Source organism: Collinsella sp. TF05-9AC, from assembly GCF_003438495.1.
In the GTDB taxonomy this organism is placed as follows: Bacteria; Actinomycetota; Coriobacteriia; order Coriobacteriales; family Coriobacteriaceae; genus Collinsella.
In genome coordinates this window covers 41,573-64,118 of record NZ_QSSH01000010.1, presented here as the reverse complement: position 1 = coordinate 64,118, position 22,546 = coordinate 41,573, and the positions used below count along the sequence as shown (strand labels likewise).

Annotated in this window: 21 protein-coding genes; 16 read left to right on the top strand and 5 right to left on the bottom strand. The window is 66.1% G+C overall.

Annotated features, from left to right (window positions below):
* The first annotated feature begins 150 nt into the window (after positions 1-150).
* From cbiD to cobK, 16 genes are read left to right on the top strand one after another with little or no spacing between them, the layout of a single operon-like run.
* Positions 151-1,335, top strand: coding sequence for a cobalt-precorrin-5B (C(1))-methyltransferase CbiD (cbiD, locus tag DXC52_RS04575; RefSeq protein WP_233504831.1), 1,185 nt, complete (start codon positions 151-153; stop codon positions 1,333-1,335).
* Entirely contained in the window at positions 1,328-1,561 is a 234-nt protein-coding gene (locus DXC52_RS04570; protein WP_199409454.1) for a hypothetical protein, read from the top strand. Before cbiD ends, DXC52_RS04570 begins: the two co-directional genes overlap by 8 nt.
* Before the next feature lie 42 nt (positions 1,562-1,603).
* Entirely contained in the window at positions 1,604-2,695 is a 1,092-nt protein-coding gene (locus DXC52_RS04565) for a cobalt-precorrin 5A hydrolase (RefSeq protein ID WP_233504829.1), read from the top strand.
* Positions 2,695-3,438 (top strand): precorrin-3B C(17)-methyltransferase, encoded by a 744-nt coding sequence (gene cobJ / locus DXC52_RS04560; RefSeq protein ID WP_117746323.1) that lies wholly within the window; start codon positions 2,695-2,697, stop codon positions 3,436-3,438. The genes DXC52_RS04565 and cobJ overlap by 1 nt, the downstream gene beginning before the upstream one ends.
* Positions 3,426-4,775 carry a precorrin-6y C5,15-methyltransferase (decarboxylating) subunit CbiE gene (cbiE, locus tag DXC52_RS04555; protein ID WP_117746322.1) on the top strand — a complete coding sequence of 450 codons (1,350 nt, stop codon included), beginning with the start codon at positions 3,426-3,428 and terminating at the stop codon, positions 4,773-4,775. The genes cobJ and cbiE overlap by 13 nt, the downstream gene beginning before the upstream one ends.
* Positions 4,772-6,154, top strand: coding sequence for a cobyrinate a,c-diamide synthase (locus DXC52_RS04550; RefSeq protein WP_233504828.1), 1,383 nt, complete (start codon positions 4,772-4,774; stop codon positions 6,152-6,154). Before cbiE ends, DXC52_RS04550 begins: the two co-directional genes overlap by 4 nt.
* On the top strand, positions 6,147-7,289 hold the full coding sequence (locus DXC52_RS04545; RefSeq protein ID WP_117746321.1) for a nicotinate-nucleotide--dimethylbenzimidazole phosphoribosyltransferase: 1,143 nt from the start codon (positions 6,147-6,149) through the stop codon (positions 7,287-7,289). Before DXC52_RS04550 ends, DXC52_RS04545 begins: the two co-directional genes overlap by 8 nt.
* On the top strand, positions 7,286-7,834 hold the full coding sequence (locus DXC52_RS04540) for a bifunctional adenosylcobinamide kinase/adenosylcobinamide-phosphate guanylyltransferase (RefSeq protein ID WP_199409453.1): 549 nt from the start codon (positions 7,286-7,288) through the stop codon (positions 7,832-7,834). The genes DXC52_RS04545 and DXC52_RS04540 overlap by 4 nt, the downstream gene beginning before the upstream one ends.
* A complete protein-coding gene (locus tag DXC52_RS04535; protein WP_117746320.1) occupies positions 7,720-8,598 on the top strand; it encodes an adenosylcobinamide-GDP ribazoletransferase in 879 nt (292 codons plus the stop codon). Before DXC52_RS04540 ends, DXC52_RS04535 begins: the two co-directional genes overlap by 115 nt.
* Positions 8,595-9,596: a histidine phosphatase family protein gene (locus DXC52_RS04530; RefSeq protein ID WP_117746319.1), complete on the top strand. Its 1,002-nt coding sequence runs from the start codon at positions 8,595-8,597 to the stop codon at positions 9,594-9,596. Before DXC52_RS04535 ends, DXC52_RS04530 begins: the two co-directional genes overlap by 4 nt.
* A complete protein-coding gene (gene cbiB, locus DXC52_RS04525) occupies positions 9,596-10,570 on the top strand; it encodes an adenosylcobinamide-phosphate synthase CbiB (protein WP_117746318.1) in 975 nt (324 codons plus the stop codon). The genes DXC52_RS04530 and cbiB overlap by 1 nt, the downstream gene beginning before the upstream one ends.
* Positions 10,567-11,790, top strand: coding sequence for a histidinol-phosphate transaminase (locus DXC52_RS04520; protein ID WP_158554590.1), 1,224 nt, complete (start codon positions 10,567-10,569; stop codon positions 11,788-11,790). Before cbiB ends, DXC52_RS04520 begins: the two co-directional genes overlap by 4 nt.
* On the top strand, positions 11,783-13,282 hold the full coding sequence (locus DXC52_RS04515; protein ID WP_233504826.1) for a cobyric acid synthase: 1,500 nt from the start codon (positions 11,783-11,785) through the stop codon (positions 13,280-13,282). Before DXC52_RS04520 ends, DXC52_RS04515 begins: the two co-directional genes overlap by 8 nt.
* Entirely contained in the window at positions 13,279-13,794 is a 516-nt protein-coding gene (locus tag DXC52_RS10100; protein ID WP_199409452.1) for a cob(I)yrinic acid a,c-diamide adenosyltransferase, read from the top strand. Before DXC52_RS04515 ends, DXC52_RS10100 begins: the two co-directional genes overlap by 4 nt.
* Positions 13,795-14,436 carry a precorrin-8X methylmutase gene (locus tag DXC52_RS10095; protein WP_161115670.1) on the top strand — a complete coding sequence of 214 codons (642 nt, stop codon included), beginning with the start codon at positions 13,795-13,797 and terminating at the stop codon, positions 14,434-14,436.
* Complete coding sequence (cobK, locus tag DXC52_RS04505; protein WP_117746315.1) at positions 14,433-15,206, top strand: precorrin-6A reductase; 774 nt, start codon at positions 14,433-14,435, stop codon at positions 15,204-15,206. The genes DXC52_RS10095 and cobK overlap by 4 nt, the downstream gene beginning before the upstream one ends.
* A 211-nt stretch (positions 15,207-15,417) precedes the next feature.
* On the opposite strand, the gene DXC52_RS04500 is transcribed toward cobK, so the two are convergent.
* The 5 genes from DXC52_RS04500 to sdaAA form a co-directional block, all read right to left on the bottom strand.
* Positions 15,418-16,632, bottom strand: coding sequence for an ABC transporter permease (locus DXC52_RS04500; protein ID WP_117746314.1), 1,215 nt, complete (start codon positions 16,630-16,632; stop codon positions 15,418-15,420).
* Positions 16,629-17,402, bottom strand: a complete 774-nt coding sequence (locus DXC52_RS04495; RefSeq protein WP_117746313.1) for an ABC transporter ATP-binding protein — start codon at positions 17,400-17,402, stop codon at positions 16,629-16,631. The genes DXC52_RS04500 and DXC52_RS04495 overlap by 4 nt, the downstream gene beginning before the upstream one ends.
* A complete protein-coding gene (locus DXC52_RS04490; RefSeq protein WP_158554589.1) occupies positions 17,402-18,835 on the bottom strand; it encodes an efflux RND transporter periplasmic adaptor subunit in 1,434 nt (477 codons plus the stop codon). Before DXC52_RS04490 ends, DXC52_RS04495 begins: the two co-directional genes overlap by 1 nt.
* A 132-nt stretch (positions 18,836-18,967) precedes the next feature.
* Positions 18,968-20,701 carry a L,D-transpeptidase gene (locus DXC52_RS04485; protein WP_158554588.1) on the bottom strand — a complete coding sequence of 578 codons (1,734 nt, stop codon included), beginning with the start codon at positions 20,699-20,701 and terminating at the stop codon, positions 18,968-18,970.
* A 149-nt stretch (positions 20,702-20,850) separates the two neighbouring features.
* Positions 20,851-22,458, bottom strand: a complete 1,608-nt coding sequence (gene sdaAA, locus DXC52_RS04480) for an L-serine ammonia-lyase, iron-sulfur-dependent, subunit alpha (RefSeq protein ID WP_117746310.1) — start codon at positions 22,456-22,458, stop codon at positions 20,851-20,853.
* Positions 22,459-22,546 lie beyond the last annotated feature (88 nt).

The following is a 22,546-nucleotide window of genomic DNA, read 5'->3' as shown; positions in this document are numbered from 1 at the left end:
GCATCGACCGCACGGCGCTCGTGGTGGTGGGCCGCGTGCTCGGAGCTCGCGGCGGGCTTGCGCACGACGGCGCGCAAGCGGAGTCGTACGAGCGCAGCAAGCTTTACGACCCTTCGTTTGCCACGGGGTATCGGAAGGCGAGCAGCTAGCGTGGCCTTCGAGCACTACATATATACCGGGACGACCCGCCTGCGCTGCGGCTATACCACGGGGAGCTGCGCCGCGCTCGCGGCGAAGGCGGCCTGCGAGATGCTCTTGTCACGAAAGCCCGTCGGCCGCGTGTCGATCGTCACCCCCGGCGGGCTGCCCGTCGAGACGGACGTGGTCGACGCATGCATCGGCGAGGGGTGCGCCCAGTGCGCCGTGCGAAAGGATGCAGGCGACGACGCCGATGTGACCGACGGCGTGCTCGTGTACGCGCGCGTGGAACATGCGGGGTCGGGCACGGGTACCGCGGGCAGCAAGGACGTGCCCGCGCACGAATCGGAAGTTTCCGTCGATGGCGGCGTGGGCGTGGGGCGCGTGACGTTGCCCGGGCTCGAGCAGCCGGTGGGGGCGGCCGCCATCAACGCGACGCCGCGCGCGATGATTACTTCGGCGGTGCGTGAGGTGTGCGCCGCGCACGGCTTTTCTGGAAACATTGCTGTGACGATTTCGGTACCCGAGGGTGTGGCCCTTGCCGAAAAGACCTTCAACCCGCACCTGGGGATAGAGGACGGCATCTCCATCCTGGGAACGACGGGCATCGTCGAGCCGCGCAGTCTCGCTGCCTTGCGTGACAGCATCGAGCTCGAGATTCGGCAGCATGCGGCTATGGGGCGGCGCGGAGTCGTGCTCACGCCCGGCAACTACGGCGGGCAGTTCATCTCGAGGCATTTCCACCTAAACGGTGCGCCGGTGGTCTTCATCTCCAACTTTGTGGGCGATGCGATTGATTGCTGCGTTCGCGAGGGATTCACCAATGTCCTTCTTGTGGGACACATCGGCAAGCTGGTGAAGGTCGCTGGCGGCATCATGGACACCCATTCGCGTACCGCCGACTGCCGCGCGGAGATTCTGGCCTCCCACGCGGCCTTGGCCGGCGCGGGCGCGAAGACCGTGCGCGAGATCATGTCGTCGGTCACGACCGCGGCGGCGCTCGAGGTAATCGAGGCCGCCGGCGTGGGGGACGCTGCGCGCGCTTCGCTCGCTGCGGCAATCGAGGACAGGTTGCGCCGTCGCGCGGCGGGCGCATGCGACATCGCCGCGGTCGTGTTCGACGCCGAGCGCCGCGAGCTTTTCCGCACGTCGGGCGCCGATGCAGTCATCGGGGAATTGGGGGCGACCTATGAGTAAAGGCGTGCTGTACGGGGTAGGCCGCGCAATCGGCTGGCCGGGGACGAAGGTGGTCATGAAGGCGCGCCGCTCGCTTGCGGACATGAAGCGCATCCTTCGCGAGGAGGGCGCCTTCGACGGTGCCGAGCTCGTAGAGGACTGTGGGCTTCCGGGCGAGCGCGTGTACCGCTCGCTCGACGATGTGCCCGATCGGGGCAGCTACTTCTCGACGATGGTGGTGCGCTAGATGAGGGTTTCCTGCATAGCGTTCACTGAGAGGGGGTATGCGTTGGCGGAGCGCACCGCACGCGCGCTTTCCGATTGCGCGCAGACAGGTGAAGATGACCCTGGCTGGGACGTTTCCGTTTCGCGCGGGTTCGGCGAGGGGAAGGTCGACCTGCGCGCATGGACGGCGCTCGCGTGGGAAGCGTCGGACGCGCTTCTGTTCGTGGGCGCGGCGGGCATCGCCGTGCGGGCGATCGCGCCGCATGTCGCCTCGAAGGCAAACGATCCCGCGGTTGTGGCGATCGACGAGGCGGGGCGCTTTGCCGTCCCGCTTTTGTCGGGGCATTTGGGCGGTGCGAACGAGCTTGCGCAAACTGTGGCACGCGCGGCAGGGGCCATCCCCGTCATCACCACGGCGACCGACGTCCGCGGCGTGTGGGCGGTGGATACGTGGGCGCGCTGTGCGGGGCTCCCCGTTTCGAATCCCGAGGCCATCAAGCGAGTGTCGGCGCGGCTGCTTTCTGGCGGGCGCGTGGCGCTCTATTCCGACATGCCGATTTCGGGACAACCGCCTGAGGGAGTTGACATTGCGTCCGACCGCGCTCGGGCCGATATCGTCGTGTCGCCGTTTGCTGGCGCGAATGAAGGTGCGTCCGTTCGCGTGGCGGAGACAACGGGCAAGGTCGTGCCCGCCGGTGAGACGGGGAAGCCGGCGGGCGTGCGGGCGCAGGCGCCTGCGCCCGAGCCGCTTCGCCTTGTCGTGCCCTGCATCGTTGCGGGCATAGGGTGCCGTCGCGGTGCGTGCGCCGAAGCGATCGAGGAGGCGTTTCTTCTCGCGTGCGGGCAGGCGGGTATCTCGCCTTCGGCCGTGCGCAAGGCGGCGACGATTGACGTGAAGGCGCACGAGGAGGGTCTGCTCGCCTTCTGCCGCGCGCGCAATATTCCGCTTGCGACGTATTCCGCAGATGAGTTGTCGCAAGTCGAAGGCAGCGTTTCGCCATCTGATTTCGTGCGCGCGACGGTGGGGGTTGACAACGTGTGCGAGCGCGCGGCGCTCGCGGACGGGGGCAAACTTATCTTCCCGAAGCTCGCTCATGGCGGCGTAACCGTCGCGTTTTCCAAGGTAACTATCGAACTTTCGTTTAAGGAGCGGTGATGGGAAAGCTCTTCGTGGTGGGGATCGGCCCGGGCGGCCCCGACGGCATGACGATTGCGGCCCGGCGCGCGCTCGAGGCGGCCGACATCGTTGTGGGGTACACGAAATACGTGGAGCTCGCGCTCACCGCCGTGCCCGACGCGGCGCATCTCGCGACGCCGATGATGCACGAGGTCGAACGGTGCCGCCTGGCGCTTTCGCGCGCGCAGAGCGGAGAAGCCGTGGCGCTCGTGTGCAGCGGTGACGCGGGCGTGTACGGCATGGCGAGCCCCGTGCTGGAGCTTGCGGAGGACTACCCCGATGTAGACGTGGAAGTTATCGCCGGGGCCACCGCGGCTCAGAGCGGGTCGGCGGTGCTCGGCGCCCCGCTTGCCCACGACTTCGCGGTCGTGTCGCTCTCCGACCTGCTCACGCCATGGGAGGTCATCGAGCGCAGGCTCGCCGCCGTGGCGAGCGCCGACTTCTGCATCTGTTTGTACAACCCGCGCAGCAGAAAGCGCGCCGACAGGCTCTTGCGCGCGGCGAAGATTATGCTCGAATGGAAGGCCCCCGACACGCTCTGCGGCTGGGTACGCAACATCGGGCGCGAGGGGCAGCAGTCGGGCATGTGCAGGCTCTCTGAGCTGGGGGAGATCGACGCCGACATGTTCACCACCGTGTTCGTCGGCAACGCGGACACGAAGCTCGTAGGCGGCCGTATGGTCACGCCGCGCGGGTATCGGGAGATTCCATGCGAAAGGTAACGATCATCGGGGCGGGGCCCGGAAACCCCGACTTGCTCTCGCGCGCGGCGCTCGACGCGATCGACATCGCCGACGTGGTCATCGGTGCTCATCGCGCGCTTGCCGGCATCGACGTGCCGCCCGACGCTGTGAGATGCGAGCTCGTGAAGACGGCGGACATCGTCGCCGCGCTCACCGATGCGGCGTCGTGGCAGCGCGCCGTGGTCGTGATGACGGGCGATGTGGGGCTGTTCAGCGGCGCGCGCGGCCTGGTGGAGGCGCTCTCCGGCGACGCGCGGGTGGACGTGCGCGTCATTCCCGGCATAAGCTCAGCGTCGTATCTCGCCGCGCGCCTCGCGCGTCCATGGCAGGATTGGCGCTTCGCGAGCGCTCACGGCGTGGCGTGCGACATCGTGGCCGAGGCCGAGCGCGCAGGTGAGCTCTTCCTCGCCACGTCGGGCGGGGAAGATCCCTCGCGGCTTTCGGGCGAGCTTGGCCATGCGGGCTTCGGGGACGCGCGCGTGACGGTGGCCGAGCGCCTGTCGTACCCCGACGAGCGCATCACCTGTGCGACCGCAAGTGAAATCGCAGGTCAGACTTTCGACGACTTGAACGTGATGCTTATCGATTTCGCAGGTGGCGCCGGGTCGTCTGCGGGCTCTAGCGCAGCCTCCGAGGCGCCGGCCGGCGCGTCTGCGCGCGCGGCGGCTTCTTCCGCGGCGGACTCTGCGGGCGCATCCCGCGCCGCGAGCTCTCGCTGGCCGTACGCTTCCTCGGGCATTCCCGACGAGCTCTTCATCCGCGGCGACGTTCCCATGACCAAGCAGGAGGTGCGCGCCGTCGCGCTCGCGAAGCTGCGCCTTACCGCTACCGACACCGTGTGGGACGTCGGAGCCGGCACGGGGAGCGTGTCGATTGAGGCGGCGCTCGTCGCGCGAGCGGGGTCGGTATGGGCGGTCGAGCGCAACGCGGCCGGCGTGCGGCTCATCCGAGAGAACGCGGATGCATTCGGGTGCGGCAACGTACATGCGGTCCCCGGTGTCGCCCCCGAAGCGCTCGCGAAACTGCCCGTCCCCGACGCCGTGTTCGTCGGCGGGAGCGCGGGCGAGCTTCCCTCTATCGTGGAGGCGGCGCTCGAGAAGAACTCGCAGGTTCGCCTGTGCGTGCCATGCGTCACCGTTGAGACGCTCACCGAGGCGTGCGCGCTTCTCTCGGGTTCGCGCTTTAAGGGGTTCGAGGCGTGCCAGGTGTCGGCCGCCCGCGCCGAGGCTGTAGGCTCGCACCATCTTATGAAGGCGCAAAACCCCGTGTTCCTCGTCAGCGCGCGTGGTGCGGGTGGGGAAGGCGGCGCCCGGTGAGCTCGACCATCCCGCGTTTCATGGTCGCTGCGCCCTCGAGCGGGAGCGGCAAGACGGTCGTTACGTGCGCGCTCCTGCGCGCGCTTGCGCGCCGCGGCCTCGCATGCGCGGCCTTCAAATGCGGCCCCGACTACATTGACCCGCTCTTTCATCGCCGCGTCGTGGGTGCGTGCTCGGGCAACTTAGACGGCTTCTTCACCGACGCCCCGACGCTGCGCGCCCTGCTCGCACGCGGCGCCGCGGGCGCGGATGTCGCGGTGCTCGAGGGGGTCATGGGCTTCTACGACGGCATGGCGCCCGGCGTGGCTGACGCGAGCAGCTACCAGGTTGCGCGCGACACGGAAACGCCGGTCGTTTTAGTGGTGAACGGGCGCGGAGCGTCTTTATCGCTCGCCGCCGTAATCCGCGGCATCGCCGAGTTCCTGCCTTGTGCGAACGTGCGCGGCGTCGTGCTGAACAAGACGAGCACCGCTGCCTGCGCCTACGCGGCGCCTGCGATCGAGAAGCACACGGGCGTCGCGGTTTTGGGGAATATCCCCGCCGACGATGCGTTCTCGCTCGAAAGCCGGCATCTGGGGCTTGTGACCGCCGACGAGGTCGAGCAGCTCTCCGCGCGCATCGACAAGATGGCCGAGCTGGTGGAAAAGAGCGTCGACGTCGACCGCTTGCTCGAAATAGCGGCGACGGCACCCGATATCCGCGAGGAACCTTACCGGTTGGAGCCGATCGCGGGGGCGCGGCCCATCGTCGCCGTCGCGCGTGACGAGGCGTTCTCGTTCTACTACGAGGAGAACCTGCGAGCGCTCGAGGATCTGGGTTGCGAGCTGGCCTTTTTCAGCCCCCTGTGTGATAGCGAGTTGCCCCGGGGGACAAGCGCCCTCTATCTGGGGGGCGGCTACCCGGAGCTCCATGCGCGGCAGCTCTCCGAGAACGCGCCGATGCGCGAGGCGGTGCGGCGCGCGGTGGAATCCGGCATGCCGACGGTCGCCGAATGCGGTGGGTTTCTGTACCTACAGCGCGAAATCGCCGATAGCGAGGGGCGGTGCTGGCCTGTTGCGGGCGCCCTTGAGGGCGCAAGCGAGAACGGGGGAAGTCTGTCCCATTTCGGGTACGTGGAGCTCACTTCCCAACGCGACGGGCTCTACGGGCCGCGCGGCACACGCATCCGCGCGCACGAGTTCCACTACTGGCAGTCCACCTGCCCGGGCGGCGACTTCTGGGCGCAGAAGCCCCGGCGCGACAAGGGCTGGCCGTGCATGACGACCACCCCGTCCCTGGTTGCGGGCTTCCCGCATGTGTACTATCCTGCGAACCCCGACGTTGCGCGCGCGTTCGCGTCTGCCGCAGCGTCGTTCGCAGAGAGGAGACGGCATGGCTGAAGCAACCGAAACCGCGCTTGCCTGCATCCGCGAGGAAGTCGAGCGCGCGTTCTCGTCGGCGCCGGGCTCCGTGCTCGAAGCCGCGCTCTCCCGGATCGCGCCCGCAGACGAGTGCGCCCGCGCCGCCGCGTACGCCGCGTGGGACTCCATCGCGCACCCCTTGGGGGGATTGGGCGACTTTGAAGACGCCGTCGCGTGTATCGCCGCAGCTCAGGGGAGCGCCGAGGTGGCCGAGTTTCCCCGTGCGCTCGCGGTATTCTTCTCCGACAACGGGGTCGTTGCCGAAGGCGTGTCGCAAAGCGGGCAAGACGTGACGCGAGCCGTCGCGCGCAACATGTGCGAGGGGGCCACGAGCGCCTGCCGCATGGCGACGTTCGCGGGTGCCGAGGTCGTGCCCGTCGACGTGGGTATGGCCCGGGGCATAGAAGACGCGCGCATGGTGCGCGCGAACTTGCGACGGGGGAGCGGCAACATCGCGCACGGCTCCGCTATGTCTCGCGATGGGGCCGTGCGCGCGATCGAGGTCGGAATCGCCGTCGCGTACGGGCTCGCCCGCGCCGGCGTGCGCCTTCTCGCCGCGGGCGAGATGGGCATCGGCAACACGACCACCTCGGCGGCGGTGGCCGCAGTGCTCATCCGGGCGGACGCGCGGAGCCTCGTCGGGCGCGGCGCGGGGCTCTCGGACGCCTCGCTCGGGCGCAAGCGTGACGTGGTCGAGCGTGCTATCGACGCGAACTCGCCCGATCCCGCCGACCCGATTGACGTGCTCTCGAAGGTGGGCGGCTTCGACATCGCGGCGATGTGCGGCTTCTACCTGGGGGCCGCGGCCTCGAAGGCGCCGGCGCTCCTCGACGGGGTCATATCCTGCACGGCGGCCCTGTGCGCGGCGCGCCTGTGCCCCAATGTCTTGGGCTACCTCGTGGGCACCCACGCATCAAGTGAACCCGCAAGCCAGGAGCTTCTTCGCGAGCTCGGCATAAAGGCACCCCTCGACGCAGGCATGCACTTGGGCGAGGGCGCGGGCGCCATGGCGTATCTGCCCCTTCTGGATTCGGCGCTGCGCGTGTACCGGGATGGGAAGACGTTCACGGCGACTGGCATGGCTGCTTACGAGCATTTCGAGGCTGGGAAATGATGGTGACGTTCGTTATCGGCGCCGCAGCGAGTGGCAAGAGCGCCTATGCCGAGTCCCTGTGCCTCGGGCACGACGGCCCCCGCGTGTACCTGGCAACGATGGAGCCCTTCGGGGAAGAGGGCGCCCGCCGCATCGCGCGCCATCGGGCGCTGCGCGAGGGCAAGGGGTTTTCCACCCTCGAGCGCACGCGTGACGTGGGCGCCGCAGCGTCCGGGCTTCCGTGCGGCTGCACGCTTCTTTTGGAGGACGTGGGCAACCTGGTTGCGAACGAGCTCTTCGCGGAAGGCGGCTTGTCCCCACGTGACCCCGATGCTGCGGCGCGCGAGGTGCTCGGAGGCATCGAACGGCTCGCTCAGGCCGCTGCGCATACGGTGGTGGTCACCGTCGACGTGTTCGCCGATGGGATGCGCTACGATGAGGGGACCGAGGCATGGAGGCGCGCGCTCGCGCGCGTGAACGCGGGCGTGGCGGCGCTGGCCGACCGCGCAGTCGAAGTGGTATTCGGGATTCCCGTGTGGATGAAAGGCGAAGGACCTACAAGGTGAAGATAGCAGAGGCAATCGGCGCGGCGTTCGGAACGTTCTCGCGCATCCCCGTCCCGAAATCGGCCTGGACCGATTTCGGATCAACCCATGCGCTTGCCGCGTTTCCCCTGGTGGGCCTTGCGGAAGGCTTCCTCATGACGGCGTGGGGGTACGTGGCGAACCTGCTCGGCGTACCCGCGACCATCGTCGCGGCCGTGCTCGCGGCGCTGCCTGTGGCGGTGACGGGAGGCATCCACCTAGACGGGCTCTGCGACACCTCCGATGCGCTTGCAAGTTGGGCCCCGCGCGAGCGAAAGCTCGAGATCATGCACGACCCGCGGGCGGGCGCCTTCGGGGTCATCGGTGTTGTCGTGTACCTTATTCTGCAGTTTTCCCTGTTCACCGCGCTGCCGCTTACGGCGGGGGCGTTCCTCGCGCTTCTGTGCTCGCTCGTGTTCTCCCGTGCGCTTTCGGGGCTCGCCGTAGAATGCTGGCCTGCTGCGCGGGCGGACGGCATGGCCGCGGGACTCTCGCCTGCTAAGAAGCGCGCGGCGATCGTCGTGCCGCTTTGCGCTTTCGCTGCGGCTTCGGCTGCAGGGATGGTCGCGTGCGCTCAGGCCGTCGGCGCCCTTATGGCGGTGGCGGGGCTTTTGGCGCTCGCGTGGTACCGTCATGTTGCCCTGTCCCGCTTCGGCGGGGTGACGGGGGATTTGGCCGGATGGTTTCTGCAATGGGCCGAGCTCGCGATGCTTGCCATGCTGGTGGCGGGGGGTATGCTCCTATGATTCTCGTGGTAGGCGGCGCGCATTCGGGGAAGAGGACCTTCGTGCGCGAAAAGCTCGGGTTCGCGGCGGACGATTTCGTCGACGCGGCGCAGCTTGCGGAGGGCGGCGTGCCCGCGGCTTTTGCCGGCCGTGTCGCGTACCGTGCTGAGGAACTCGTACGCGCGCTCGACGCTGACCGGGCGCTCGAGCGGCTGATTGGCTTCGACGCAGTGATTCTGCCCTTGGTCGGCTCGGGGGTCGTCCCCATGCGTGCGGAAGACGCCCAATGGCGCGAGCGCGCGGGGCGCTTGGGATGCGCGCTTGCTGCGCGCGCCGACGTCGTCGTGCGCATGACGTGCGGGATTCCCCAGGTCATCAAAGGAAACCTTGCCGATGCGCCTCGAGGGACGCAGGACGCGGGCGCGCCTTTGGAAGTCGTCTTCGTGCGCCATGGTGCCACGGCGGGCACGGAAGACCATCGCTACAGCGGGGCGGGCACCGACGAGCCCCTGTCGAGCGCGGGGGAGCGCGCTTTGCGCGAGCTCGCGTTCGATCGTGACGTGTTCCGTGTTATCACGAGCGGCATGGCCCGCACCGACCAGACGGCACGCATCCTCTTCCCGAATGCGGAGCTTATGGCATGCCCCGGTCTGCGCGAGATGGATTTCGGTGACTTCGAGGGGCGAAGCGCCGCCGAGCTTAAAGAGGATGCGCGCTACCGCGCCTGGGTAGACTCCTGGTGCGAGATGCGCTGCCCGCATGGCGAGGGCAAGAGCGATTTCACCCGCCGCGTCGTCGCGGCGTTTCGGGAGGCGTGCGAATCGGAGCTCGCCCAGGGGAGTGGGCGCGCCGTCTTCGTCGTTCACGCGGGTACCGTGAAAGCGCTGCTTTCCGAGCTTGCTGTCCCGAAAATGGAATACTTCGACGTGCATACCGAGCCGGGCGGCGCATGGGCCGCCACCTGGGATGGGCGCTGCCTTCTCGACGTTCGCCCCGCTTCGGGGGGCGATGTCCTGTGATGACGATTCTTGCCGTCGCCGCCGGGTTCGCGGCCGACCTTGCCTTCGGCGACCCGCGCTGGCTTCCCCATCCCGTCGTCGCCATGGGGCGCGCGATCACGTGGGCCGAAGGCCGCCTGCGGGGCGCATTCCCGCAAACGTCCGCGGGCACGCGCGCCGCAGGGCTTGTGCTCGCCGTGGCGCTTCCGCTTGCGTGTGGGCTTTTGACCTGGGGAATCCTGCATCTTTGCGGCATGGTTCACCCCGGCTTGCGCTTCGTGGCCGAGGCATGGGCGAGCTATCAGATTCTCGCGACATGCGAGCTGCGCCGCCAGAGCCTGGCCGTGGCCCGCGCGTTCTCGAAGGGCGGCCTTGTCGCGGCGCGCGAAACCGTCGGGCTCATCGTGGGACGCGACACGTCTGTTCTCGACGAGCAGGGCGTCGCGCGCGCCGCTGTGGAAACGGTGGCGGAGAACGCGAGCGACGGCGTCATCGCGCCGCTTTTCTACCTTATGATCGGGGGTGCGCCCTTGGGTATGGCGTACAAGGCGGTGAACACGCTCGACAGCATGGTGGGCTACAAAAACGAGCGCTACATCGACTTCGGCTGCGCCTCGGCGCGCCTCGACGATGCGGTGAACTGGATTCCCTCGCGCTTATCGGCCCTGCTCATGATCGCCGTGTGCCCGATCGTCGGGCTCGACGCGCGCGGGGCGGCGCGCATCTGGCGCCGCGACAGGCGTCGCCATGCGAGCCCGAACGCGGCGCAGACCGAGTCGGCGTGCGCGGGCGCGCTCGGGCTGCGCCTGGCAGGACCCGCGGTGTATTTCGGCAAGCTCGTTGATAAACCGACGATAGGCGACGCGTCCCGTGAAATCGAGTGGGACGACATCGCCCGGGCGACGAGGCTCATGCTCGCCGCGTCCGTATGCGCGCTCGTCGTCTTCGGCGCCGCGCGCGCGGCGGTCGTGCTCGCCGTGGGGGCGATGGCATGAGGGAAGACCACGCCGCGCCCCGGGCTGCCGGGGGAATCCTGCGCGCCCGTACGCATGGGGGCAGCTCGCAATCGCTCGGCATCGCTTGCGAAGGGGGCGTCTCCGACCTCATTGACTTCTCGGTGAACGTGAATCCGGCAGGCCCCTCGCCGCGCGCCGTCGCCGCAGCTTGCAAGGCGCTTTCTCGAATCGACGCCTACCCCGATAGGGAAAGCCTCGCCCTCGTTCGCGCCCTAGCGCGCGCCCAGGGCATTCCCGAAGATACTATTGTTTGCGGCGCGGGCGCGTCCGACATCATCTGGCGGCTCGCCGCGGCGGTGCGCCCGAAACGCATCGTCGTGTGCGCGCCGACGTTCTCTGAATATGCGGAGGCGGCATCGTACTACGGCGCATGCGTGCAGGAGTTCCCGCTCTCCGAAGCGGATGACTTCGACGTGCCCGCCTCCTTCGCCCGCGCGATCGAGGGGCCGGGAGACGTGGCGTACCTCTGCAATCCGAACAACCCGACGGGGCGCCTCGTCGACCCCCGCGTGATCGACGAGGCGGCTTGCCGCTGCGAGCAGGTGGGCGCGCTGCTCGTCGTGGACGAGTGCTTCCTCGGATTTGCGCCCGACGCCCGCGAAAGGAGCGTGGCCGCACGCGCCGCGTGTTCGCACCATGTGGCCGTGCTCTCCGCGTTCACCAAGCTCTACGGAATGGCAGGGTTGCGGTTGGGGTATCTGATCAGCGGAAACGCCCAACTCATCGAGGGGATTTGCCGGGCGGGGCAGGCGTGGCCCGTCTCCTCGGTCGCCGAGGCCGCGGGCATCGCCGCCCTGGAAGACGTCGAATACGTCTCGCGCACGCGCGATGTATTGGCGGGCGAGCGATCGTGGCTTTCCCACGAGCTCTCCTCGCTCGGGCTTTCCGTCGTGCCGTCGGATGCGAACTTCCTTTTAGTCCGCACGCCGGCGAAAGACATCCCCGAGCGCCTGTATAAACAGGGGGTTTTGGTCCGCACGTGCGACTCGTTTTCGGTACTGTCCCGTTTCTGGTGCCGCGTCGCGGTGCGCACGCGCAAGGAGAACGCCCGGCTTGCGATGGCGTTCAGCCGCGCGCTTCGGGCGGAAGGCGCATCGGGCGAAGGCGAACCCGACGAACGGGGCGGCGCTTCTTGCAGCGACGCTATGGCGGGCGCGGATGGCCGAGGCTCGGCGAAGGAGGTCGATACCCGTGGGTAGGGCGAAGCCCATCATGATCCAGGGCACCATGTCGAACGCGGGGAAGAGCCTGCTTGCGGCGGGGCTGTGCCGTGTGCTTTCGCAGGACGGCCTGCGCGTGGCTCCCTTCAAGAGCCAGAACATGGCGCTCAACAGCGGTGTCACGGCCGATGGGCTCGAGATGGGGCGCGCCCAGATCATGCAGGCCAAGGCGTGCGGCATCGCGCCCGACGTGCGCATGAACCCCATCCTGCTCAAGCCCGAAAGCGACCACCGAAGCCAGCTCATCGTGGCCGGCAAGGCGCAGGGAGCCTTCGCTGCGAGGGACTACTTCGCGCGAAAGAAGGCGCTCATGCCGCAGATTTTGGAGGCGTTCGATTCGCTCGCGGAGGAAAACGACGTCATCGTCATCGAGGGCGCCGGCAGCCCCGTCGAAATCAACCTTGCCGAAAACGACATCGTCAACATGGGGCTCGCGCGCGCCGTGTCCTCCCCCGTGCTGCTCGCGGGCGACATCGACCCAGGTGGGGTGTTTGCCCAGCTCTACGGCACGGTCGCGCTCCTTGCGCCCGAGGACCGCACGCTTTTGCGGGGGCTTGTGGTGAACAAGTTCCGCGGCGATGTGGAAATCCTGCGCCCGGGTTTGGCCCCGCTCGAGAAGATGTGCGGGGTTCCCGTCGTGGGGGTCGTGCCGTATCTTACGCTCGACCTGGACGACGAGGACTCGCTCGCGCCGCGCCTATCTGCCCGCGAGGCGCGCGGCGTCATCGACGTCGCCGTCGTGCGCCTTCCGCATCTGTCGAACTTCACCGACTTCGACCCGCTTTCGCGCGTGCCCGGCGTGGGCGTGCGCTACGTTTCCTCGACGACCGATCTGGGCCGGCCCGACCTGGTGGTGCTCCCCGGCTCGAAGACCACGCTCGACGACGCGCGCTGGCTTGCGGCTAGCGGCATCGGAGCCTGTGTACGCGCGCTTTCGGGCGCGGGCACGCCGGTGCTCGGCATATGTGGAGGCTACCAGCTTTTGGGAGACGAGCTTTCCGACCCGCACGGCAGGGAAGGCGCTGGCACCGCGCGCGGGCTCGGGCTCATCCCTGCAAGTACGGTGTTCAAGGAGGAAAAGCGCCTCGCCCAGTCGGAGCTGCGCATCACGGGCGCCCAAGGCGCGTTCTCGGTGTGGAACGGCATGACGGCGCGCGGGTACGAGATTCACGACGGCGAAACGACCGTCTCTTGCGCCCCTGCGGGCACGATTGGCGGCAAACCAGAAGGCGCGGCCTGCGGAAACGTGTTCGGAACCTATCTCCACGGCCTGTTCGACGAACCGGGGGTGGCGCTCGTCCTCGCACGCTCGCTCGCGCGAATGCGCGGCCTGCCCGAGAGCGTCGTGGGTGCTGCGGGCGCGGCGTCCGCGGCCGATCACCGTGCGCGCGAGTTCGACCGCCTGGCCGACGTCGTGCGCGGGGCGCTCGACATGGAGTATGTCTACCGCATTATCGAGGAGGGCGTATGATCCACGTGTATCATGGCGACGGCAAAGGCAAGACCACGGCGGCGATGGGCCTCGCCCTTCGCATGCTCGCCGCAGGCCGCCGCGTCGTCGTCGTGCAGTTCCTGAAAGACGGCGAAAGCGGGGAGGTGCGCCTGCTCGCCGAGCATTTCGGCGTGCCCGTGTTCGCGGGGAAGGCGTCGGACAAGTTTACCTGGTCCATGACGTCGGAAGAACTTGCCGCGACGCGCGAGCTGCACGATGGGAACCTCGCTTCCGCGCTCGCCGAGCTCGAGGGCGCGCAGGAGGGGCTGCTCGTGCTCGACGAGGCGCTCGACGCGCTTTCGAAGGGGCTTGTCGACGAGGCGCTCGTGGACCGCGCGCTCGATATGTCCGCGCGCGGCGTCGAAGTAGCGCTCACCGGGCGCGCGCCTTCCCGCAAGATCGTGGAGAAGGCCGACTACATAACCGAGATGCGGTGCGAGAAACACCCCTACGAGCAGGGGATAGGTGCAAGGGAAGGAGTGGAGTACTAGATGGATTCCAAGGAGATGGCGCCCGGCGACATCGAGCGGCGCAGCTTCGAGATCATCACCGAAGAGCTCGGCGGCCGCACGTTCCCGCCGCTTGAAGAGCCCGTCGTGAAGCGCGTCATCCACACCACTGCCGACTTCTCGTACGCCGATTCCCTCGTATTCACCCATGACGCCGCGCACTGTGCTCTCGACGCGCTGCGCGCAGGGGCCACGGTGCTCACCGACACGAACATGGCGCTCGCAGGCATAAGCAAGCCTGCGCTCGCAAAGCTCGGCTGCAAGGCCGTGTGCTACATGGCCGACCCTAATGTCGCCGCGGCTGCGCGCGCCGCGGGCACGACTCGCGCCGTTGCGAGCATGGACAAAGCTTGCGGCATCGAGGGTCCGCTCATCGTGGCCGTCGGTAACGCCCCCACGGCACTTCTGCGCCTCGCCGAGCTCATGGACGCGGGGAAGATCGCGCCCGCGCTCGTCGTTGGGGTGCCGGTCGGGTTTGTGAACGTGGTCGAGGCGAAAGAGGAGCTACTCGCGCGACGCGTGCCGGCCATCGTCGCGAGGGGTCGCAAGGGCGGTTCGACCGTGGCGGCCGCCATTATGAACGCGCTGCTCTACCAGATCACGCGCCCAGGCGGCCCGAAGTGACGGCGCCCGCATCCGCGCCGGCGCTGCGCATCTTCGCCGGCACCACCGAGGGCCGCCTTCTGTGCGAATGGGCAAGCGGGGCGGGCATCCCCGCCCGTGCCTACGCGGCAACCGAGTACGGAGGCGAGCTTTTGGGCGAGCTTCCGGGCATCGAGGTGCATGCGAGCAGGCTCGACGAAGCCGACATGGAGCGCGAGCTTTCCGGCGCGCGCATCGTCGTCGACGCCACGCACCCCTTCGCTACGCTCGCAAGCGGCAACATCCGGGCCGCTTCGCTCGCCGTGGGTGCACGATGCCTGCGCCTTGCGCGCCCGGCCGAGGCGCTGCCCAAAGGCGTCGTGTCGGTCGCGTCGATCGCCTGCGCGGCGCGCTTTCTCTCCGAGAACCCGGGTCGCGCGCTTCTCACGACGGGGAGCAAGGAGCTTGCCCCCTACACGCGCGTCTTCGATTTCGCGGAGCGCTTCTTCGTGCGTGTGCTCCCGCTGCCCGGTGCTATAACGAAGTGCATCGACGCGGGGTTTTCGCCGTCGCACGTCATCGGCATGCAGGGGCCCTTCACCCGCGAGCTCAACGAGGCGATGCTTCGGCAGGTGGGCGCCCAGTGGCTTGTGACCAAGGACTCGGGAACCGTAGGCGGCACGGCCGAGAAGCTCGCCGCCGCGCGCGACGTGGGAGCGCGTTGCATCGTGGTCACCCGTCCCGCCGAGGGAAGCGGGGCCCTTTCGCTTCGGGAAGTGGAAGACGCGCTCTTACGGGAGTTCGCGCGCTAGGCGCTCGCCGCGCATGCGTGCCCTCCCGCCTGCGAGGAGGAGCGCCCCGAGCAAGCTCGAACCGTACAAGACCGTCATCCGTCAATAGCTCGAGGACGACGCCCGGAACTGGCGCAAGCAGCCCTTCAATAAGTTGCGGTGAAATAGTGTCTGTTTTTGCTGCTAGATAGCATATTCAGTCCCTAATTCACCGCAACTTGTTGGTGGTGGCTTACTGGTAGCGTAGGCACTCCACCGGGTCGAGCTTTGCTGCGCGGCGAGCGGGGTAGAAGCCAAAGATTACACCGATGCCGACGGAGACGGCGAAGGCCAGCAGCACCGTGGCGATTGAAAAGCTCGGTGTGATTTGCCCGCTGGCTCCGAGCTCGCCAAGAATCCCGGATCCGGAGGCAAACATCGCGAGGCCCCAGGCTAGCAGATAGCCTATCAGGACACCCAACAGTCCGCCGGTGACGCACAGCGCCGAAGACTCGGCCAAAAACTGCGCGGTGATATCGCGACGACTGGCGCCCAGAGCACGGCGAATACCGATCTCGCGGATGCGCTCAGTCACGTTGGTGAGCATCATATTCATAATGCCGATACCGCCGACAAGCAGCGAGATGCTGGCGACAGCGCCCATGATGAGCGAGAATGCGCCCATAAAGGAGTTGAGTGCATCGATGGCGCTTTTCATGGATGTCGCCGATACACTGTCGTACTCATCCTCCTCCTCGATGTCCTTCATCGCGCGCACCTTGGACTCGATGGTCTTACAAAGCTCATCCATGTCCGTGCCCTCGGCGGCAAGTGCCGTCACGCTGGGGAATGAAGGATTCTCGTCGCTAAACAGCCCGGAGATGGTTTCGCGTGGCATATACAGCGTGAGCGAGCCCATGGAGTCGCTGCCGCCATCAATCACGCCTACAATCTGCACCTCGCCGTTGGAAACCTTGATGGTTTTCCCCAGCGCATCCTGTTCGTTGCCGTAAAGCTGATCGGCGCCGTTGCGGCTGATGAGCGCCACGCGCGAGCCTGATTGGGACTCGGCCTGGGAATAGGTGCGCCCCGCAACGAGCTTGCTGGCCCCCACGGCGTCGAGCATGTCGCTATCGACACCTTGTGCCATGACGGTATAGCTTTTATCGCCGGTCTTGTACTCGGTATACGCGCTGTCGACAATGCCGATCTGCTCTATCTGCGGCACCAGTTTTTGAAGCTTCTCGATGTCCGACTCGGTGAGTTCTTGCGACGAATAGATTTGCACCATGCGTGCCGCATTGAGGCCCAGGCTGTTGACCAAGCTGTTTTGGATGCCGCCGATGAGCGAAGTCATGGCGATAACCGAGGCGATGCCGATGACAATGCCCAAGATGGTGAGCAGGCTGCGCCCCTTGTTGGCTTCGAGCGAGTGAAGTGCTTCCTGGATGAGATCGCGGGCGCTCATGCCATCTCTCCTTTCGGCGGGTTGGCGGAGGCGGAAATCATGGGCAGGCTATCTACGGCGCTGCGCAGGGTCCGCGGTGCATGTGGAATATACGCGCCGTCGTGAATGCGACCGTCGCGGATGGTCACGGCACGGTCGGCCTCGGCGGCGATGCCGGGGTCGTGTGTGATAAGCACGATGGTCTTGCCGCGCTTCTGGAGCTTATGGAAGGTCTCCATCACAAGCGCTCCGGTAGCGGAGTCCAGGTTTCCCGTCGGCTCGTCGGCCAGAATGATGGGCGGGTCATTGACGAGGGCGCGCGCGATTGCGACGCGCTGCATCTGGCCGCCCGAGAGCTCGGATATGCGGTGGTCCCAGTGGTCGACCGGTAGCGTGACGGCCTGCAGCGCGTGCACGGCGCGCATTTCGCGCTGGCTACGGGGCACATTGGTGTAGGCCAGCGGCAGCATGACGTTTTCGATAACCGACAGGCGCGGCAGCAGGTTGAAGCTCTGAAAGACAAAGCCAATGCTCAGGGCGCGGACTTCGGTCAGCTCGTCATCATCGAGCTCGGCCACGTTGAGCCCTTGCAGGTAGTAGTCGCCCGCCGTCGGCTTATCCAAGCAGCCGAGGATGTTCATGAGCGTCGACTTGCCCGAGCCCGAGGGGCCGGTAATGGCCACGAACTCACCGGGATTTACCGCCAGGCTCACGTTGTGCAGGATGTGGGCGCAACCTGCCTCGCTCACAAAGATGCGGTGCACGTTGCGGATGTCGATAACGGGACGCATTACATGTCCTCATCGGCAGACATACTGCCCGAATCCGCGCTGTAGCCGCCGTCAGCCGTTGCGTCCGCTCCGGTGTCCATGACGAGCGTATCGCCATCGCGCAGCTTGGTAACCGGCACGTTGGGGTTGATCTCGTTGCCCTGGTCGTCGCGCTTGACCTGTGTCTTGCCGACTACGGCTTCGTTGTCGTTTTGCGTCACGACGGCCACCTTCACGCGATGGGTTTGCTTGCCCTCGTCATCGGTTGCCACGTTGACGTAATAGTGTTCGCCGTCTTCGGTCATGAGCGCCATCGTCGGCACCATCACCACGTCGTCGAGCTGCTCGGTCACCACCGATACCTCGGCCGTCATGCCCGGCTTCAGGCGCGCGTCGGGCGCCTCGATGAGGATGTCGACGTTAAAGGTTACGCTGCCGCCGCCGTTGGCGGCATCGGAGTTTGCCACCGACGCGATAGCCGTGACGGTGCCCTGGCTCACGATATCGGGAAACGCGGGATACGTGACGTTGGCGCTCTGTCCAACGGCGATCTTGGCGATGTCCTTTTCGCCCACCTGCACGGTCACCTTCATCTTAGATAGGTCGGCGATCTGCATGCACTGCTTGCCGCCGCTCGTATCGCTTTCGCCCATGATCATGCCGCCTGTTACCGTGGCGCCCACCTTGGCGTTGAGCTCCACGATGCTACCCGAGCTCGGGGCCGTGACCGTGCGACTGGCGGCCTTGGCGTTCGCCTGATCGAGGTTTGCCTGGGCCGATGCGAGGCTGCGCTGCGCGGCCGATACGGCGTTCGTGTCCGCCGATGCGGCGGAGACGCCAGCCGCTGCGGAAGCTCCATCGGCGTCCGTCGTCGGGGTGGCCTGCGCGGCGGTTGCGGCTTTCTGCGCGTTGGCGAGGTCTTCCTGAGCGGCTGCAACTGCACGCTGCGCCTCGGCAACGTTGCGATCGAGCTCGTCGTTTTTAATGGTCATAAGCACGTCGCCCTCGTTGACGGATTGGCCTGCCTGCACGTTGATCGAATCGACCGTGCCGTCGACAGAAGGGGAGACCACTGAGGACGAAATGGGTTTGAGCTGGCCTTTCGCCTCGACCGTTGAGCTAAACGTGCCCTCGGTCACCATGTCGGTCACAGGCCCGCTAGCGCCTTGTGGCTGCGCATTGATAACCAGGGTTGCGACAATGGCAATGAGCGCGATGGCACCCACGACGCCGGCGGCAATACCGCGTCGAATCAGCTTTTTGCGTCGACGTTCGGCGCGTTTTGCCTTGAGCTTGGCGTAGGCCTCTTCATCGGAAATCTCGGCCGTATCGTTCGCGCGTCCGCTCTGCTTGTCGGCATGTACGTTTGTAATCAGAGGAATCGTTTCGGTGGCACCTTCGGGCGTGCGCTCGGTATCATCTGGGCCCGGGGCGATCGTGGGGACATTCGGCATAGCGTCTCCTTTATAGAAAGAATCTCGATAATTATAAGCGCCCACCGGTTGGGGCGGGCGCATAGAACGGTTTCTTTCGGAACTGTTAGATTGGTCGCAGCGGTTCCACGTTGTAGGAATGCGCGCGTTGCACTACGAGTGGACAACCACGCATAGGCCGACTTTGATGCAGTCGTGAAGTGCCTTGGCGTCGGCCAGGCGCAGGTTGATGCAACCGTGGCTGCCGCACCACTTGTACGACTCGGCATTATCGAAGCTCTTGTCGTTTTGCCAGGTGGCGTCGTGGAAGCCGATCATATTGCCCTCGAACGGCATCCAGTAGCTCACCGGGCTCTCGTATTTGGGCTTACCGGTCTCGGGGTCCTTGGCTCCGATCAGGGTGCTGCCGCCGTCGTTGCTGTTGATCTGCCACACGCCCTCGGGGGTGGCGTCTTCGCCCGGTTTGCCGGAAATAAAGTTGGCCTCCCAAACGATATTACCGTTCTCGTCATAGTAGCGCGCGTGCTGCTCGGATAGGTCGACGTCGATATACGCCTTCCAGTCGGGCTCTCCCTTTGCGGTAAAGGTGTCGGCCTTCTGGGAGTACTTGATCTCGATTTCGCCGGTCTGCTTGTTGTTAATGGCGTCCTCGACCTGCTTGGCGAGCGAGCTGCTGTCGATGGACCAACCAAAGTCACCGCCTTCGACGGCGCACTGCTTGCCATCGGCGCGCGTCCACCAGCGAGTGGAGCCCACGGTATTAAAGCCGTTAGCGAGCTCGGCTGCCCAGCTGCTGATCTGCGACGTATCGAGCGTGGGGTTGGCCGGATCGGCAAAGCTGATCCACTGCAATACGGAGCCGCCATCAACCTTGCCGGCATCCTCGCCGTTGAGCTTAAGGGTCACGTTGACGCCCAGGAAGTTGTTGGCGGCATCGCATGCGGCCTGAATCTGATCATCGGTCAGCGTTCCATTGAGCGGCTCATAGGCATCGTTGCCGAGCTTGGAAAGATCTACGGTCTCGGCCAGCGAGGCAAGCTCGAGCTCGACATACTTAATGACATGCTCGCGGTTGAGTTTTTCGTTGGAGCGCGGCTTCTCGACGGTAAACTTGCCGGCCTGCTCGTCATAGGAGCTATTAGCCTCGAACGTGCCCGAACGCCCCTCGTTAAACTCGTCGATGGCGGCGCCCAGATCCTTCTCAAACTTCTTTTGGTCAAAGGTATCGGAGAGCATGGACAGGTCGACGTCTTGATCAAGATCGACTTCGTTGGAGGTAGCGGTTGTTTTGGTCTTGCCGCTTAAGGATTCCACAAGGCGGACCGGCCAAATAAAGGCTTCGTTGTGGTTGATGATCTCTTTTGCGGCAGCTTCGCCATCGACGATGGGTTCATCGGACTCGGGCTGATAGGTCCAGCTAAAGTCATCGCCTGTCACGGCGAGCTTATAGTGCTTCCATGCCGAATTGACCTTGGTGGCGGCAGACGAAGCGTTGGAGAACGAGACGTCGACGCCGGCGATGGTGGTGTTGGGGTAGGCTACCTGCGAAAATGCTACGACGCCTACGATATAGACAATGACGATTAGACCCAGGACGACAAAGAGCGTCGTCTTTTTGCCCGACTTATTGTTGCCGGCGGACTTGCGCGCGGGGCCGCGATCGCCTCGAGCGTGCGTGGGGGGGTGCTTGGGCGCATTACCGTTTGCCTGGTGCTGCTGACGTTGTTGACGCTGCTGTCGCTGTTGGTTCGGGCGTTGGGAAGCGTTTGCCGCACCACGCTGCTGACCGTGGCTCGGCGCGATAGGACGCGGCGACTGAACGCCGCCGGTGTGCCTGCTCGGCTGCTGCGGATCGGGAATCAGTTGAGTTCGATCGTTTTGCGACATCGTATGCATATCCTTCGATTTTCGCCTTGCGGTTCATCGTGTTTTTACTGGGCTTGCATTATAGCGATTGCCCTACTGTTTGTGGTACGGAAACGGTGGCATTCAAAAGAGGTGGGACATTTGTCCCACCTTTGAGTCATTCTTTGCCGTTATCCGCACACACCGCATTTTGCACAGGCCGAAAGTGCGGCCGGAGCCTGCGCGATGCCGCCCTTTGCCGTCTCGCGCAGCGTGGCCGGCAACGCGTGGCCCACCGAGAGCATGACGTGTGCCATTTGGTCAAACGGCACCAGACTCTTAATGCCGGCGAGGGCGAGTTGTGCCGAGCTAAAGGCCGCTGCCACGCCGATGGCGTTGCGGTTTTGGCAGGGCACCTCCACGAGGCCGCCTACGGGGTCACAAACGAGGCCCAGCAGGTTACTCAGTGCGATGGAGCTGGCATCGAGCGCCTGCTCGGGCGTGCCGCCGAGCATCTGCACCAGCGCGGCGGCTGCCATGGCGGCGGCGCTTCCGACCTCGGCCTGACAGCCGCCCTCGGCGCCGGCAACGCAGGCGCTTGTGGTGAGGTTGAGGCCGATTGCGGCGGCGCAGTAGAGGGCATCCATGACCTGCTCGTCGTCGAGCTGCAGGCGATCGGCGAGTGCCAGCACGCAGCCGGGCACAACACCCGCGGAGCCTGCCGTGGGGGCGGCGACGATCACGCCCATGGTGGCGGAGCGTTCGAGCACGGCCATCGCGCGGGCCACGGCGTCGGTCTGGACGGCGCCCATCAGGCTTATGCTCAGATCGTTTCGGCTGGTGGCATCGACAAGCTTTGCCTCGCCGCCGATGAGGCCGCCGAGCGAGCGCTGTGGATTGGAAATGGGGGCTGTGGTCTCTTCGCGCATGACGTCGAGTACGCGGCGCATGGCGGCGACGGCGTGGGCCTCGCCGGTCAGACGCGCCTCACGAACGGCCATGACGGCGCCGATGCTGAGCCCCATTTCCTCGCACGCATCGAGCAGCTGCTCGCCGTCGTCGAAGATTTCCTTGGCCGAGACGCCGGGAGAGAGCGACGAGGCAGAACCGGGGAGCTCGATAAAGGTCGCGTAATCGACATTGTCGAGCTTGCGCAGCATGGGGACGACGGTGTCGTCGGGCGCGCCGTCGGTCTCAAAGACGGAGTAGGCCTGGCCGCCCACTTCGGTGCGGTAGGTGCGGCAGAAGGCGATGTTTACGTGGGCGTAGGCGAGCAGGTTGGTGAGCGCGGCGAGCACGCCGGGGACGTCCTTGTGCGCCACGAAGAGCGTGGAATACATGCCTGAGATGTCGACGCCGACGCCGTTAATGCGGCTGATGCGCATCTTGCCGCCGCCCAGGCTCTCGCCGCGGACCTGTGCCGTGGCGCCCGTGTCGTCGACCATTTCGATGTCGACGGTGTTGGGGTGGATGGAGGCGTCGTCGCCCTTGATGTCAAAGTGATATTCGAGGCCCTGCTCGCGTGCGAGGTCGAAGGCCTGCTTGATGTTCTCGTCATCGGTGTCGAGGCCCAGAATGCCCGCGACGAGAGCGCGGTCGGTGCCGTGGCCGCGGTAGGTGTGGGCGAAGGAGTTCCACAGGCCAAAGGTGACTTTGGTGATGCGGCCTTCCAGCAGGCTGGCGGCAACTTGTGCGCAGCGCAGGGCGCCGGCGGTGTGCGATGAGCTGGGGCCGACCATGACGGGGCCCAAGATCTCGAATGCCGAGGTCGTAGCTAGTGTTTGTGGCTTGCCTGCCATATGCGCTCCTGTTCTATCCCATCGTCCCGAGGGGCGGGGCATACTCTGTCCCGCCGTTCCGAGGGCTTTAGTATTTGGTCGCCTGCTC

Bases quoted from the DNA above. Each gene is read 5' to 3' on its own strand.
- DXC52_RS04570 (WP_199409454.1), top strand. From the start codon at position 1,328: ATGAGTAAAGGCGTGCTGTACGGGGTAGGCCGCGCAATCGGCTGGCCG.
- cobJ (WP_117746323.1), top strand. From the start codon at position 2,695: ATGGGAAAGCTCTTCGTGGTGGGGATCGGCCCGGGCGGCCCCGACGGC.
- cbiE (WP_117746322.1), top strand. From the start codon at position 3,426: ATGCGAAAGGTAACGATCATCGGGGCGGGGCCCGGAAACCCCGACTTG.
- DXC52_RS04545 (WP_117746321.1), top strand. From the start codon at position 6,147: ATGGCTGAAGCAACCGAAACCGCGCTTGCCTGCATCCGCGAGGAAGTC.
- DXC52_RS04540 (WP_199409453.1), top strand. From the start codon at position 7,286: ATGATGGTGACGTTCGTTATCGGCGCCGCAGCGAGTGGCAAGAGCGCC.
- DXC52_RS04535 (WP_117746320.1), top strand. From the start codon at position 7,720: ATGGAGGCGCGCGCTCGCGCGCGTGAACGCGGGCGTGGCGGCGCTGGC.
- DXC52_RS04530 (WP_117746319.1), top strand. From the start codon at position 8,595: ATGATTCTCGTGGTAGGCGGCGCGCATTCGGGGAAGAGGACCTTCGTG.
- cbiB (WP_117746318.1), top strand. From the start codon at position 9,596: ATGACGATTCTTGCCGTCGCCGCCGGGTTCGCGGCCGACCTTGCCTTC.
- DXC52_RS04520 (WP_158554590.1), top strand. From the start codon at position 10,567: ATGAGGGAAGACCACGCCGCGCCCCGGGCTGCCGGGGGAATCCTGCGC.
- DXC52_RS10100 (WP_199409452.1), top strand. From the start codon at position 13,279: ATGATCCACGTGTATCATGGCGACGGCAAAGGCAAGACCACGGCGGCG.
- DXC52_RS10095 (WP_161115670.1), top strand. From the start codon at position 13,795: ATGGATTCCAAGGAGATGGCGCCCGGCGACATCGAGCGGCGCAGCTTC.
- DXC52_RS04500 (WP_117746314.1), bottom strand. From the start codon at position 16,632: ATGAGCGCCCGCGATCTCATCCAGGAAGCACTTCACTCGCTCGAAGCC.
- DXC52_RS04495 (WP_117746313.1), bottom strand. From the start codon at position 17,402: ATGCGTCCCGTTATCGACATCCGCAACGTGCACCGCATCTTTGTGAGC.
- DXC52_RS04490 (WP_158554589.1), bottom strand. From the start codon at position 18,835: ATGCCGAATGTCCCCACGATCGCCCCGGGCCCAGATGATACCGAGCGC.
- DXC52_RS04485 (WP_158554588.1), bottom strand. From the start codon at position 20,701: ATGTCGCAAAACGATCGAACTCAACTGATTCCCGATCCGCAGCAGCCG.
- sdaAA (WP_117746310.1), bottom strand. From the start codon at position 22,458: ATGGCAGGCAAGCCACAAACACTAGCTACGACCTCGGCATTCGAGATC.